The sequence below is a fragment of the Pseudomonas eucalypticola genome (assembly GCF_013374995.1).
GTDB classification, from domain to species: Bacteria; Pseudomonadota; Gammaproteobacteria; order Pseudomonadales; family Pseudomonadaceae; genus Aquipseudomonas; species Aquipseudomonas eucalypticola.
Genome location: NZ_CP056030.1, coordinates 4,985,085 through 4,998,798, shown reverse-complemented (window position 1 = coordinate 4,998,798; position 13,714 = coordinate 4,985,085). Strand labels below are relative to the sequence as shown.

The 13,714-nt window shown below is 63.7% G+C and carries 10 protein-coding genes; 1 reads left to right on the top strand and 9 read right to left on the bottom strand.

The annotated features are described in order from the left end of the window. Positions 1-67: 67 nt before the first annotated feature. From HWQ56_RS22215 to HWQ56_RS22190, 6 genes are all read right to left on the bottom strand, one after another. Complete coding sequence (locus HWQ56_RS22215; RefSeq protein ID WP_158156894.1) at positions 68-604, bottom strand: DUF1120 domain-containing protein; 537 nt, start codon at positions 602-604, stop codon at positions 68-70. A gap of 10 nt (positions 605-614) precedes the next feature. Further along, the gene (locus HWQ56_RS22210) at positions 615-3,011 is read right to left on the bottom strand and encodes a fimbria/pilus outer membrane usher protein (RefSeq protein ID WP_176571787.1); all 2,397 of its coding nucleotides are present in this window, start codon (positions 3,009-3,011) and stop codon (positions 615-617) included. A 41-nt stretch (positions 3,012-3,052) separates the two neighbouring features. After that, positions 3,053-3,787 carry a fimbria/pilus chaperone family protein gene (locus tag HWQ56_RS22205; RefSeq protein ID WP_176571786.1) on the bottom strand — a complete coding sequence of 245 codons (735 nt, stop codon included), beginning with the start codon at positions 3,785-3,787 and terminating at the stop codon, positions 3,053-3,055. A gap of 80 nt (positions 3,788-3,867) precedes the next feature. After that, the gene (locus HWQ56_RS22200; RefSeq protein ID WP_158156888.1) at positions 3,868-4,506 is read right to left on the bottom strand and encodes a DUF1120 domain-containing protein; all 639 of its coding nucleotides are present in this window, start codon (positions 4,504-4,506) and stop codon (positions 3,868-3,870) included. 136 nt (positions 4,507-4,642) lie between these two features. Beyond that, positions 4,643-7,192 (bottom strand): glycosyltransferase, encoded by a 2,550-nt coding sequence (locus HWQ56_RS22195; protein ID WP_176571785.1) that lies wholly within the window; start codon positions 7,190-7,192, stop codon positions 4,643-4,645. Between the two features lie 147 nt (positions 7,193-7,339). Continuing rightward, positions 7,340-9,931, bottom strand: a complete 2,592-nt coding sequence (locus tag HWQ56_RS22190; protein WP_176571784.1) for a glycosyltransferase — start codon at positions 9,929-9,931, stop codon at positions 7,340-7,342. Between the two features lie 254 nt (positions 9,932-10,185). Here HWQ56_RS22190 and tcdA point away from each other — a divergent pair, with 254 nt between their 5' ends. Next, entirely contained in the window at positions 10,186-10,986 is an 801-nt protein-coding gene (gene tcdA / locus HWQ56_RS22185; RefSeq protein ID WP_176571783.1) for a tRNA cyclic N6-threonylcarbamoyladenosine(37) synthase TcdA, read from the top strand. Position 10,987: 1 nt separating this feature from the next. Here the strand turns inward: tcdA and HWQ56_RS22180 are convergent, their stop codons facing one another. From HWQ56_RS22180 to dapD, 3 genes are read right to left on the bottom strand one after another with little or no spacing between them, the layout of a single operon-like run. Beyond that, positions 10,988-11,404, bottom strand: coding sequence for a SufE family protein (locus HWQ56_RS22180; protein ID WP_176571782.1), 417 nt, complete (start codon positions 11,402-11,404; stop codon positions 10,988-10,990). Continuing rightward, positions 11,401-12,606, bottom strand: coding sequence for a cysteine desulfurase (locus tag HWQ56_RS22175; RefSeq protein WP_158156881.1), 1,206 nt, complete (start codon positions 12,604-12,606; stop codon positions 11,401-11,403). The genes HWQ56_RS22180 and HWQ56_RS22175 overlap by 4 nt, the downstream gene beginning before the upstream one ends. Before the next feature lie 56 nt (positions 12,607-12,662). Next, positions 12,663-13,697 (bottom strand): 2,3,4,5-tetrahydropyridine-2,6-dicarboxylate N-succinyltransferase, encoded by a 1,035-nt coding sequence (gene dapD, locus HWQ56_RS22170; protein ID WP_158156879.1) that lies wholly within the window; start codon positions 13,695-13,697, stop codon positions 12,663-12,665. Between the last annotated feature and the right edge of the window lie 17 nt (positions 13,698-13,714).

The following is a 13,714-nucleotide window of genomic DNA, read 5'->3' as shown; positions in this document are numbered from 1 at the left end:
GGCCGTAATGGTAAAGCAAATTGCCCCCAGTGTACGGCCCTTTCGCCATTCGGCCCTTGCCGGTGCGCTACTCGGCCAGTTGCAGGGCCAGGCTGCCCTGCAACTGGGTTTCGTCCGCGCGGCGCAGTTCCCCCAGCGGCAGGCTCGGGGTGACGAGCAGGGTCATCGCCCACTCGCTGCCCAGTACCGGCTGGCCGGCGTTGACGGGCACGATCCGCTGGCCGGGTTGCACCTCCAGCTCGCGTTGCCCGGTCGGGCCCTGGTTGACGTTGGCCAGGTCCACCACCGCACCGTCGACGGTGGCCTGGGTCAGTTGCAGGCGCAGGTGGCCTGCCTCGGCGAAGCGCGCCTGGCCGCCCGCGCTGGCCCCTGTCAGGTCCACGGCCAGTGGCCCGGGCACGGGACAACTGATGCGAACCCGTACAGTGCGCTCGGGCAGCGCATGGGCCTGTTGGAAACTGTCCAGGCGGCTTCCGGTGGGCAGTTGCAGCACCCCGTAGTCGAGCTCTGGCTGGTCCAGCGCGATGCGGCAGGGCTCGGCTGCCTGGGTGCCGGCGGCAGTGCAGGCCAGGGCGAGGCCCAGGGCAAGGTTCAGTCGATTCATCGTGTAAGCCTCAGGTTGACGGGCAATGGGCGTCCAACTGTTCGTAGGGGCTGTCCAGATCGGGCTGCGCGGGCAGGTCGAAGCCCAGTGTGCATAGCCGTTGGCCCTGGCGTGACACGCTCAAGCCCTGGGCGTCGGCGTTTTCCAGGAATACCTGGCCGCCATCCAGCACGGCAGTCACGAACTGACCTTGCGCGTCGACCACGCTGTCGCCCTTGTTCAAGCGCGCGCGGCTGGCGGCGTCCAGGGTCAACAGTACGCGGCGGTTGTGCACCACGGAGAAGCCCAGACGGTGCACCGAGCCACGCCCGGCCGTGATCGCTTGGTGGCCGTTGACCACGTCCACCGCCCTTGGCAGGCTGCGGGTGGCGACTTCCACCTGGCTGGGCTGATAGGCCGGCAGTTGCGCGACCACCGCTTGCCCCGAGCGGTCGGTCCATACCGGGCCGCTGGGTGTCTGCAACTTGATGCCGGCCACATCGCCCACGCGGGCGATGGCGAAGGTGTCCCCGATGGCGTACGGCGAGAAGGTCACGCCGTCACCGTGCACGGCCACCGCGCCGCTGGCCTGGAGGCTGGCGCCCCGCCGGCCTTCGTTGCCCTGGGTCACCGAGAGTTGCGTGCGGGCGCTGTCGGTCAGCAGGTTGAGCCCGGCGCTGAGTGACTGGCGGGCATCCGGCGCTTCGTACTCGGCGCTCAAACTGGTCTGCACGCGGTCGCTGAGCTGGCTGTTGAGGGTGCTGCCATAGGTGTTGCGTTCCCCACGGCGGCCGGCATAACTGCGCAGGCGGCTGCCGCTGCCCAGCGGCAGGCTGGCGGTGAGGTACACCGCCGATTGCTCCTGGCGGTCGAAGCGCTCGTGATCGGCGCGGTAGCGGCGTAGTTGCCGGGTGTTGTGTTCCACGCGCAGCCCCAGGTTCACCTGGCCGACGTTGCGGTTCCAACTGCCGGTGATGAAGTCGCTGCGCTGACCGTTGAACTGCACCGCGCTGGCGTAAGTGGCCGACAGCGCGCCGAACGTCGGGTTGAACCAGCTCACCGACAGCCCGAACTGGTCGCGGCTGCTGCGGTAGTACTGGCGTTCGTCGTAGCGCCGGGCCAGGGTGTCGGACAGGTCACGGTAGCCGGGTGTCTCGCGGCTCAGGTTCAGCCCGGTGGACAGCCCGTGGGGCCATTTTACCGAGAGTTGCCCGTTGAACTGGGCGCCGCTGGTGCCCTGGGGGCCGCCGTGGGACAGCAGGGTGCCCAGGCCCAGCGAGATGTCGGGGCCGAAACCGGTGTCCAGGGTCATGCCGGTGGCGCGGTAGTCATGGTCGCCCAGCGTGCCGCCCAGGGCGAAGCGGTAGCGTTCGCCCAGCAACCAGCCGTTGGAGGCCGTGGCCATCAGCGGGGCGTTGAGGTCGTCGGAGTGGAAGGTACGCACCTTGCCCAGGGCGAACGAAAACCCGCCTGCCACCCGGGTCGCGGTGCCCAGGTTGATGGCCGGTACACTGAAGCGTTGCTCGCGGCCACTGGTTTCGATCACTCGCACGTCCAGGTCGCTGCTGCTGTTGAACAGCGCCAGGTCGCGCAATTCGAAGGGACCGGCGGGCACCATCTGATCATGAATCAAGGCGCCGGCCTGGCGGACTTCGACCCGGGCGTTGTCCTGGGCGAACCCCTGCACCTGCACGCCGCTGTGCCCGCGACGTTGCAGCGCGGCTTCCGGTACCCATTGCAGGCCGGTGATGGGCGCGCCGGGCAGTACCGAGTGGCTGATGTTCAGTTCGCCCAGCTGGAGGATGCTGCCCTGTTCGACCAGGGTCTTCTGGGCGTAGGTATAAAGGTTCTCGGTATGAGCACGGTCATTGAAGGCACTGTAGCTGTGGCGGCTGCGCACCAGCCAGTCGCCCAGGTTGACCCCCAGTTCGGCATTGGCGGCCGTGTAGTGGCTGGAGTGGCCCAGGAACTGGTTGGCGGCGCCATACAGCTCGTAGTTGAGCGTGGCGGCACTGCCACCGCCCTGGAACGGTGCCGTACGCGTGGGCGCGCGCTCGAGGCTGTCATCGCTGGCCAGCAGGTCGACCTGTTGGCGTTCAGGGCGAAGTTTGACCACCGTGCGCGGGAACGCCACCAGGTAGTCATGGCAACCGCTGCCAGGCGTCGCCTGGGACGGGGTGCGCAGGCCGGCCTTGGCGAGCAGTTGGGCGTCGAAGCAGAGCTGGCCCTGATCGTCGAAGCGCGTGTCGACTGCACCCAGGGCCTTGCCGTTCAGGGTGAGGTTGACCCGACGCACACCGGGTGCAAAGCGTGGCGCCTGGGCGAAATACTGGCTCAGGCTTGGGTCGATGCCCCGTTGCTTCAGGGTTTGCGCGTCGAAGCCGGCGGTGGCGGCATGGCTGGGCAACGGCAGGATACAGGCGCTCATCGCCCAATACAGTGGCCAACATGGCCGAGGGGTGGCCGGGTTCATTGCAGGCAGCCTTGTGCGTCGGGCGCGCAGGTCAGCGGCGCTTCGTAAGGCTTGCCCTGAAAGCCGTAAGGGCTGGCCGGGTGCAGGCGCACTGAGCGCGGCTGGCCGGGTTTCAGCGGCGCGGGCAGGTCAATCACCAGGTGGCTGCGCGGCAGCACGTAGGTATGTGGCAAAGCCAGGTTGATCTTGTCCGGCAGCAGCGTGACGTGCTGGCTCAGGCGGACCACATAGGGGCTGTCGTTGCTCAGCGTGATCGTGCTGGCGTCCTGGCGCCAAGCCAGGCGCTTCCAGGGCTGCGGGTCTTCGGCCAGGCCCTTGGGATGCAGGATCACGGGCAAATTCTGGCGTACGGTGACGTTCAGGTCGCTGGGGTTGCCCAGCCGACGTTCGGGGATGCCTTCGAAGATCACCCGCAGCATGTGCTGCTCGGTGATGGTCTGCCCCGGTTTCAGCATAAAGCGCACCAGCTGTTTCTCCCCAGCCTCTACCCGGGTAACGGGAGGGCTGGCCAGCAGGTAGGCCTGGGGCTGTTGCTCAAGGTCGGTCAGTGAGGTGTACAGCAGGGCGGCGGCCTGGTCGGTGTTGGTGACATTCAGGCTGGCTTCGCCATCCGCTGCGTTGACGCGCAGCACGGTAGTGTCGGGCACCATCCCGGCGGCCATGGCCTGGGCGGCTAAACCGAGGGCGAGCACGGGCACTACCAGCCGCAGAAAGGGTTTGGGCAGGTTCATCGGGAGCTCTGATGGAAAAAAATGGGGGCGTGCGAGGGTGAAACGGGCGCCATGCGGGGTCATGGCGCCCGGGTTGCCGTTTACAGGTAAACGACTTCCATGGTCAGGCTGCTGTCGATTTCCAGCGCGCTGGACATGTCCATCTGCTCGGTGGCGCGAATGGTCGGCTTGAGCTGCAGGTTGCCGCTGTAGACGCTGTAGGCACCTGGGGTGGTTTCACCTTCGGCGGCGAACGAAGTGAAGTGCTGCTTGCTCACCTGACCGTAGTTGTTCTTGGTCCAGGTGGTCTTGTCGGTGCTGTGGATCACGTCCACTGGCTTGCCGTCGCCCAACGCCTTGCTGCCAGGGTGCTGTACCCACAGGCGGCCGATGGCATCGCCGTTGGCATCCTTGCCGAAACCGAAGTAGTTGACATGGGATGGGTTGTCGTTGTGCTCAGGCTTGTTGTCGACCCAGGTGGTGGCTACTGGCGTGGCGCTGGTGCACTGGATGGTGAAGGCCAGGTTCTTCGGTGCCACGGTGGTAGGCAGGGTAGCGTCGGGGTTCAGGTCGGCGTGGGACAGTTGATATTCCACCACGCCAGCGTTGGCGAAGGAGGGTTCGCAAGCGGTCGGAACGACCTGGCCCTTGACGGTCAGTTCGGCGGTGGTAGCCGCCATGGCGGCGGAGCTGGCAGCCAGCAGGCAAACGGCGATGAGGCTTTTTGGAGTGCGAATCATGAACGTGTTCCTTTCTCTTGGTTAAGTGTTGACTGAAGTCCTCAGGGGATTCCCTGGGTGACTCCAACGAGAGAAAGTTTAAGGATGTGACTTGGGCGGCCCTATCAGACGGTTCTGTTTGATTTTGTGATTTGTCCTAGGAAATTTCTCGCTCTGAGCTGGGGGGCGGGCTGCTCTCCGCCAGCGGTCCTGGCGCGTTCACGGTGTCGGCCGCGTTGCAATGCCACCCCAGGAACGCCATGAACAGCGCGGCTAGGTACGGCAGCGATTCAGCCAGCAGCAGGAGTTGCCACAGCAGCAGGTCGAACGAGGCGAAGCCGTGACGTGTTTGGATGCCACCCCCTGCTGCCATCAGGGCGACCGCCAAAGCCAACTCATCGCGCACGCTGTGCAGCGAACGGCGCCAGCCTTGGGACTTGGGGTATTTGGGCGTGCGCACGAATGGCATGTGCTCGCTGATGGCGCCGTAAATCACGGCTTTGGCAATGGTGTGGTGAAGGGCCATGCCGCCGACGGTGGCAAGCAATGCGTGTTTGAAATGCAGCCCCATGACGCGCAGGTAGATGAACGCTATCTTGACCAGTTTGAAGAGGGTTAGCGCCAGTATCGGAAGGGTCAGCAACCAGGGGGCAGGGCGCTGGGTGGGCGCCACCACCATCAACACCGACCACGCAAGGCTAGCCAGGGTCAGTGGCAGCGCGATGCCATTGCCGAGCCAGGGTAGCCAGCCCACGACAAAGTGGTAGCGTTGGGCAATACTCAGTTTCCCGGGCCGCACCAGCGCCCGCCGATGGTGCCTGAGGATTTGCACCGCGCCGTACGCCCAGCGAAATCGCTGTTTTTGAAAGTCTTCGAAGGTATGGGGGATAAGCCCTCGGCCGTAGCTATCGGTGCAGTAGGCACTGGAATAACCATGGCTCAGGATATTCAGGCCCAGTTCCGCATCTTCACAAATGCACCAGGGCGACCATTTCAATTGATCCAGTACCGACTTTCGGATGATGGTCATGGTGCCATGTTGAATGATGGCATCGTAGTTATTGCGGATGACCATTCCGACATGGAAGAACGTACGGTATTCGTCATAACAAATCTGGTTGTAGAGATTTATGTGGTGGTCCCGGTAGTCTTGCGGCGACTGAATGAACCCCAGGTGCGGATCCAGCATCAGCGGTGCCAGTTGTTTGAGCCAGTCACGGTGCACGCAATAGTCCGAATCGATCACCGCCACCAGTTCTGCGTCAGCGGCCGTTAGTGCCAACGCGTAATTCAGGGCGCCGGCCTTGAACCCTTGCAAATTGGAAACATGATAAAACCTGAAGCGCTGGCCGAGAGCCCGGCAGTGAGCTTGTACCGGCAGCCAGGTCGCGGCCAGTGGGGTGTTGTTATCGATCACCAGCACTTCGTAATCGGGATAGTCCAATTGCGCCAGTGCGTCCAAGGTCTGCATGACCATGGCGGCCGGTTCATTGTGACAGGGCACATGTATGGACACTTTCGGGCGATAGGCGCGGGGGTAGGTCACCGGGTAGAACACGCGACGGTGATGCAGTGACCAGGCAGCTTCTGCCATTTCATGGGCTTGGGAAAACAGCGCGACGCCGATCAACGCTGTCCACAGGGCCGCTGCTCCCAGAGCATAGGGTGTAAATGCCTGCGCGGCGCCCATCACGACGCCTGCGCCGGCGAACACCAGCGCCGCCATGCCCACAACCGCCAGAAACAGCCAGCCACGCTTGCGTAACGCCATCCGGCTAACAAGCAGTGGAAACAGGTTCCTCCAGCGTGTGCGGTTATCGACGGGCCCCTGGAACGGAAATTTCGGTCGACGGGTGCCGTCGAAAATGCCCCAGTGGGGCCCCGAGTTACCCTCGTCGATTTTCCAAGGCTGGTCGAAGGCTTCGATGAGAAAATAGTCGATCGCCTGGTCGTTCAGGGCATGGGTCAATGACCTCAGCAGTATTGCCTGCTCAGAAGGAGTTGTGGGTTTACCGCCTATGAGGTGGCCCTGGCTAGGCCAGCCTACTTCAGCCAACAGAATTTTCTTTCGAGGGTACAGCGCCTGCAATTGGGCAGCCCGCGCCAGGATGATGGGGCAGGCATCCCGGGCTTCGATGAATTCCCAGTAAGGCAGCACATGGGCGGCAATAAGGTCGACGTGCTCGATAAGTTCTGGGTACACGGACCATAGATGCCAGGGCTCCGCTGTCGTGACCGGTACCTGTACAGCCTGCCTGACGCGGTCCAGATAGTGGATCATCTGTTCGGGCGATATCAGTCGTTTGAACAGCGACTCGTTACCGACGATCACGCGCACCACGCTGAGGGTGCTGTTGGCCAGTGCGATGCCAGCGGCCAGTTCCGCTTCGTTCTGCTCCAGGTCTTCGCCGATCCAGATGCCGAGGGTCACTGTGATGCCCAGTGATACGGCGATTTCAGCGATGGCCTTGTTTGCACCGGTGCTTGAATAGCAGCGGACATGATCGGTGAATTGTTGCAATAACTTCAGGTCATCACGGATTCCTTCTTCAGGCACTGTCTTGGCCGTGCCAGGCGTTTGCCCGGCTTTGAACGGAGCGTAGGAAAAGCCTGACACTTTCGCTGGCCAGGCGGGGGGGAAGGATTTTTTTCCGTTCCAGTAGTCCGCGAATGTTTTTTCATTATTGTCGGCGTGCGGTAAGTTCATGTTTGAATACCCTCTGGCACAAGGGTTTTTATACCGGCGTAATAGTCGTTGCAACTAAGGTATAAAATGATTCAAACAGGACGTTATTGTGGGTTGCATTGCAACGTTTGGCACCCACCGAAAGCCCGCTTGCGCGGGCTTCACGGGTTACTGGGCGGTGGCGGGTTCCGGCGCTGGCGCCGGTTTGGGCAGCGACGACAGGAAGGCCATGATCAGCGAGGCCAGGTAAGGTAGCGACTGCACCAGCAACATGGTCACCCACAGGCGCATGTCATTGCTGGGCAGGCCCTGCACCAGGCAGATACCCGAGGCGGCGCCCCACAGCAGCAGCATGATGAACAGTTCTTCCCGGGCTTCGGAAATGGCTACCAGCAAACCGTGGCTGTCGGCGTTTTTCGGTGTACGGAAGAACGGGATGCTGGTGGTGAAGAACCCGTACAGCACGGCCTTGGCAATGGTGTGCGACAGCGCCAGACCCGCCAGCGCGGCGGCAAAGGCGTCCTTGAGGTTCACACCCACCGCGCGGCGGTACAGGAACACGATCTTGCCCACCTTGAAGACGAACAGCGCCAAGGGCGGGATGGCGAAGATCAACAGGGGCGGGTCGACCCGTTGCGGCACGATGATCATGGCCGCCGACCACAGCAGTGCGCCCACGGTGAAGAAAATGTTCATGCCGTCGGCGACCCACGGCAGCCAGCCGGCCAGGAAGTGGTAGCGCTGCCCACGGGTCAGTTCGGTGTCCTTGCCGCGCAGCAGGCTGGCGGTGTGGCGCTTGATGATCTGGATGGCACCGTAGGCCCAGCGAAAGCGCTGCTTCTTGAAGTCGATGAATGTGTCGGGCATCAGGCCCTTGCCGTAGCTGTTGTGGTAGTACGCAGCCGAGTAGCCTTTCTCGAACACGCGCAGGCCCAGTTCAGCGTCTTCACAGATGCACCAGTCCGCCCAGCCCAGCTCTTCGAGTACCGAGCGGCGGGTCATGGTCATGGTGCCGTGCTGAATGATCGCGTCGCGGTCGTTGCGGGTCACCATGCCGATGTGGAAGAAGCCCTTGTATTCCGAATAGCAGAGTTTCTTGAAGGTACTCTCGTTCTGGTCGCGGTAGTCCTGGGGCGATTGCACCACGGCGATCTTCGGGTCGGCGAAGTGCGGCACCATGTGCTTGAGCCAGTTCTTGTCCACGCAGTAGTCGGAGTCGATCACGGCGATCACTTCGGCGTCTGGCGCGGTGTGCGGAATCAGGTAGTTCAGCGCACCGCCCTTGAAACCGGCCAGCGGTGCGACGTGGAAGAACTTGAAGCGCGGGCCCAGCGTCTGGCAGTAGGCCTGAACCGGTTCCCACACCGCCGGGTCCTTGGTGTTGTTGTCGATGATCAGGACTTCGTAGTCCGGATAGTCCAATGCCGCGAGCGCGTCCAGGGTCTGTTTGACCATATCCGGTGGCTCGTTGTAGCACGGCACATGAATGGACACCTTCGGCCGGTAGGTGGAGTCACCTTCCACGGGCAGGAATTCGCGCCGGCGCTTGTGAATCCATACGGCTTCGGCTAGTTCATGGGCCTCGGTGAGCAGCACGATGAACACCCCCAGCGCTCCCAGGGCCAGGAGGAAGCCCACGGTGAGGCTGAACCAGGTGCTGTATTGCTGGCTGTAGTCGTAGCCGATCCATACCAGCACCGAACCGCACAGGAAGGCAATGAAGGTCAGGAAAGTACGGCCCCGCTGGCGCAGGGCCGAGCCATCGATCAGCAGCAGGGCCAGCGAGAGCATGGCCAGCACCACCGAACCCACGGCCAGTACGCGCCATTGGGGAATGGCCACCACCGGCCCTTCGAAGTTGAACTTCTGCTGGCGCTGGGCGTTGTACACGCCCCAGTAGGCGCCCACCGAGCCCTCGTCACTGGCCTTCCACGGCTGGTCGTAGGCTTCGATCACGAAGTAGTTGTAGCCCTGGCGGTTGAGCTTATTGACCAGCGTGCGCAGGTAAATGGCCTGGTCGGCCTGGGTCGCGTCGGCGCCACCGCGCATGCGCCCGTTGCTCGGCCAGCCCACCTCAGACAACAGCAACGGCTTTTTCGGGAACAGGTGCTTGAGTTCGCGGGCGCGGTCCAGGACGAACTGCTCGGCCTTGTCCACCGGGATGAATTCCCAGTACGGCAGGATGTGCGCGGCGATCAGGTCCACGTGCTTGGCCAGCGACGGGTTGTGCTCCCAGATGTGCCATTGTTCGGAGGTGGTCACCGGTACCTTGACGGCCGCGCGGACGCGGTCCAGATAGGCTTCCAGGTCCTTGACCGTGACCTCCTTGCGGAACAGCGCCTCGTTGCCCACTACCACGCGTACGACACTGCGGGTGGTGTTGGCCAGTTCGATGGCCTTGGCAATTTCCCGCTCGTTACGCTCCAGGTCCGGGCTGATCCACACGCCCACCGTCACCCGCAGGCCGAATTCCTCGGCGATCTTGGGGATATCCGCCTGGGTGCCGTCTACCGAGTAGATACGGATGCTGTCGGTGAGCTTGCTCAGTTGCTCCAGGTCCTGGCGCATTTCGTCGTCAGTGGGGTACTGCTCTTTCTGCGGGCTTTGGCCCAGGCGGAACGGCGAGTAGGAGAAACCGGAGATTTGTTCAGGCCAGTCGGGGGCGCTGACCGGGCGGTTGATCAGCGCCCAGAAACCGGTGAAGAGTGCCGCGATCGCGACGACTATCACCAGGTTGAGACCAAATTTACGCGATGACATAGGGGGTTCTGGTTCCGAGACGGGGGAACGGGGAGTGCCGGCGACAGGCGCCGAATCGGCGCGCATCCTACTCTGCACCTTACAAGTGTGTATAGGAATTGTCCGAAAACATACGATTAGAGTGAAAATGTCATTTTAAGTTCTTCCCTCTAATGTGTAGTCCATTTCCTTAGCAGACCGCAAAAAAGACCGACGAAGGTGAACTCGGCGGTCGACAGGCCTATAATGCGCGCCGGTTTTTGAGGTCCAGGTCCATGAGCACAGACGATCCACGTTTCGAAGGTATTGCCCGGCTGTACGGCCGCGAGGGGATGCAGCGCTTGCGCGCCGCCCATGTGGCCGTTGTCGGCATTGGCGGCGTGGGTTCCTGGGCGGCCGAAGCCATGGCCCGCAGTGGTGTGGGGGAGATATCGCTGTTTGACCTGGACGATGTATGCGTCAGCAACACCAACCGCCAGCTACATGCGCTGGACGGCAACGTTGGCAAGCCCAAGGTCGAGGTCATGGCCGAACGTCTGCGAGCCATCAACCCGGCGTGCACCGTGCATGCGGTGGCCGACTTCGTCACCCGTGACACCATGGCCGAGTACATCACCGCCGACCTGGATTACGTTATCGACTGCATCGACAGCGTCAACGCCAAGGCGGCGCTGATCGCCTGGTGCAAGCGGCGCAAGATCGGCATCATCACCACCGGCGGCGCGGGTGGCCAGGTAGACCCCACACAGATCCAGGTGGTGGACCTGAACCGCACCTACAATGACCCGTTGGCCGCCAATGTGCGGTCCACTCTGCGCCGCGACTACGGTTTTTCACGCAACACGTCGCGCCATTACAGCGTGCCGTGCGTGTATTCCACCGAACAGTTGCGCTACCCCAAGGCCGATGGCGGGGTGTGCCTGTCAAAGGCGTTCGTGGGCGAGGGGGTCAAGCTGGACTGCGCCGGTGGCTTTGGCGCGGTGATGATGGTCACGGCCACCTTCGGCATGGTGGCCGCCGCGCGCGCGGTGGACAAGCTGGTGGCGGGCACCCGCCGGCCATCGGAGCGCGGCTGACTCACCCCCGGGCTTGGCCCGCGAGCTCAGCCATGCGCTTGAGCACCGCGTTCAACCCGTTGCTGCGCGACGGCGACAGTTGCCGCCCCAGGCCCAGCTGGTTGAACCATGCCGGCAGGTCGATGGCCATCAGCTCATCGGCACCCAGGCCTTCGACACGCACCAGCAGCAATGCCAGCAACCCGCGGATCATCCGCGCATCGCTGTTGGCGCGAAACTGCCAGTGGCCGTCTGCCTGGCTGGCGATCAACCACACCTGACTTTCGCAGCCGTGCACCAGGTGCTCGGGGCTCCTTTCTACGTCACTCAGGGGGGGCAGTCGCTCTCCCCATTGCATCAACAGCCGCGCCCGCTGTTCCCAGCCTGCGGCCTGTTCGAACGCGTGCAGCGCCTCGGCGGCGTGTGTCGACAGGCTCATCGCAGCATCTCCAGTGCCTTGTCCAGCGCCTCGAAAAAGCGCTGCAGGTCATCGCTGTCGTTATAGAGCCCCAGCGACACGCGGATGGCTCCCGCCAGCCCCAAGCCCTTGAGCAAGGGCATGGCGCAGTGATGGCCGGCGCGTACGGCGATGCCCTGCTCGGTCAACAGGTGGGCGAGGTCGGCATTGTGCACGCCCTCGACCACGAAGCTGGCCAGGGCCAGTTTCGGCTCGCCCAGCAGGCGCACGCCTTCGCGGTCGTGCAGCCCGCGCAGTAACAGACCGTGCAGGGCCTGTTCATGGGCAATGACCGCCGCCTGGTCCAGGCTGGCCAGGTAGTCCAGGGTGGCCCCCAGGCCAATCACCCCGGCCACTGGCGGCGTGCCCGCCTCGAAGCCCAGGGGGGCCGGGTGGAAACTGGCGCTGTGGTAGTCGGCAACGTGTACCATTTCCCCGCCGAATTGCCAGTGGGCCAGTTTGCCCAGGGCCTCGCTGCGCCCATAGAGCACGCCGACACCGTCCGGGCCGTACAGCTTGTGGCTGGAAAATACGTAGAAGTCGCAGCCCAGTCGCTGCACGTCGTGGCGGCCATGGACCACGCCCTGCGCACCGTCGACCACGGTCAGGGCGCCGTGGGCCTTGGCCAAGGCCAGCAAGGCTTCCAGTGGCTGCCAGGCGCCGAGCACGTTGGACAACTGGCTCACCGCCAGCAGCCGCGTACGCGGGCCGATCAGCTGGCGCGCGGCCTCCAGGTCAATCAGGCCGGCGGCGGTCAGGGGCAGCACCACCAGCTTCAGGCCAGCGCGCAGCGCCAGTTGTTGCCAGGGCAGCAGGTTGGCATGGTGCTCCAGGGCGCTGACGGCTATTTCATCGCCTGCCTGGAATTGGCCTTGAAGGCCATAGGCCAACAGGTTGAGGGCGCTGGTGGCGCCATGGGTGAAGATCACCTGGCTGGGGCTGGCAGCATTGAGCCACTGCGCGACTTTCTCGCGGCTGGCCTCGAAGGCCTGGGTCGCCAGTGCGCCGGGCAGGTGCTGGGCACGGTGCACGTTGGCGGCGCCGTGTTGGTAATAGTGGGCCAGTGCATCGAGCAGGGCCTGGGGTTTCTGAGTGGTCGCCGCATTGTCCAGGTATGTCTGGTGCTGGCGTTGCAGGGCGGCGATGGCCGGGAAATCGGCGCGCCAGGGTGAGGGCTGGAACATGATAAGGGGCTCTGGGCAGGCAGGCCCGGCGTGCAGCCGGGCCCGCGCGGTGCCGCTTAGTTGTGAGCGTGCAGCGCTTCGTTCAGCTCGATGGCCGACTTGTGGGTCTTGCATTCCACTGTGCCGGTTTCCGAATTGCGACGGAACAGCAGGTCGGTCTGGCCAGCCAGGTCACGGGCCTTGACCACTTTGACCAACTGGTTCTGCTCGTCCAGCAGCGCCACTTTGGTGCCGGCGGTGATGTACAGGCCCGCTTCCACGGTGTTGCGGTCGCCCAGCGGGATGCCGATACCGGCGTTGGCGCCGATCAGGCAGCCTTCGCCAACCTTGATGACGATGTTGCCGCCGCCCGACAGGGTGCCCATGGTCGAGCAGCCGCCACCCAGGTCCGAGCCTTTGCCCACGAATACGCCGGCCGATACCCGGCCTTCGATCATGCCCGGGCCTTCGGTACCGGCGTTAAAGTTGACGAAGCCTTCGTGCATGATGGTGGTGCCTTCGCCAATGTAGGCGCCCAGGCGCACACGGGCAGCATCGGCGATGCGCACGCCGGCGGGTACCACGTAGTCGGTCATTTTCGGGAACTTGTCCACCGAGAACACTTCCAGCAGCTCGCCCTTGAGGCGCGCTTCCAGTTGCAGCTCGGCCAGTTCGGCCAGGTCGACGGCGCCCTGGCTGGTCCAGGCCACGTTTGGCAGCAGCGGGAAGATACCGGCCAGGCTCACGCCATGGGGTTTTACCAGGCGGTGCGACAGCAGGTGCAGCTTGAGGTAAGCCTCGGGGGTGGAGGCCAGGGCGGCGTCTTCGGCCAGCAAGGTGGCCACCAGCGGCTTGTGGCTTTCGGCCAGGCGGGTCAGCAGCGCGGCCTGGGCGGCGTCGATGCCCTTCACCGCTTCGGCCAGTTGCGAAGCCTGGGCGGTGGTGAACGTGATGGCCTGGTTGCCGCCGGTGTAGCCCAGTACAGGGGTGATGGCAGCGATCAGTTCGGCAGAAGGGGAAACCAGCGGTTGGGCGTAGAACACTTCCAGCCAGGCGCCGTTGCGATTCTGGGTGCCGACGCCGAAGGCCAGGCTGAACAGAGTAGTGGACATGCAGTTACCTCTTTGCA

Coding starts and splice junctions, on each gene's coding strand:
- HWQ56_RS22215 (WP_158156894.1), bottom strand. CDS start 604: ATGAATCGACTGAACCTTGCCCTGGGCCTCGCCCTGGCCTGCACTGCC.
- HWQ56_RS22210 (WP_176571787.1), bottom strand. CDS start 3,011: ATGAGCGCCTGTATCCTGCCGTTGCCCAGCCATGCCGCCACCGCCGGC.
- HWQ56_RS22205 (WP_176571786.1), bottom strand. CDS start 3,787: ATGAACCTGCCCAAACCCTTTCTGCGGCTGGTAGTGCCCGTGCTCGCC.
- HWQ56_RS22200 (WP_158156888.1), bottom strand. CDS start 4,506: ATGATTCGCACTCCAAAAAGCCTCATCGCCGTTTGCCTGCTGGCTGCC.
- HWQ56_RS22195 (WP_176571785.1), bottom strand. CDS start 7,192: ATGAACTTACCGCACGCCGACAATAATGAAAAAACATTCGCGGACTAC.
- HWQ56_RS22190 (WP_176571784.1), bottom strand. CDS start 9,931: ATGTCATCGCGTAAATTTGGTCTCAACCTGGTGATAGTCGTCGCGATC.
- tcdA (WP_176571783.1), top strand. CDS start 10,186: ATGAGCACAGACGATCCACGTTTCGAAGGTATTGCCCGGCTGTACGGC.
- HWQ56_RS22180 (WP_176571782.1), bottom strand. CDS start 11,404: ATGAGCCTGTCGACACACGCCGCCGAGGCGCTGCACGCGTTCGAACAG.
- HWQ56_RS22175 (WP_158156881.1), bottom strand. CDS start 12,606: ATGTTCCAGCCCTCACCCTGGCGCGCCGATTTCCCGGCCATCGCCGCC.
- dapD (WP_158156879.1), bottom strand. CDS start 13,697: ATGTCCACTACTCTGTTCAGCCTGGCCTTCGGCGTCGGCACCCAGAAT.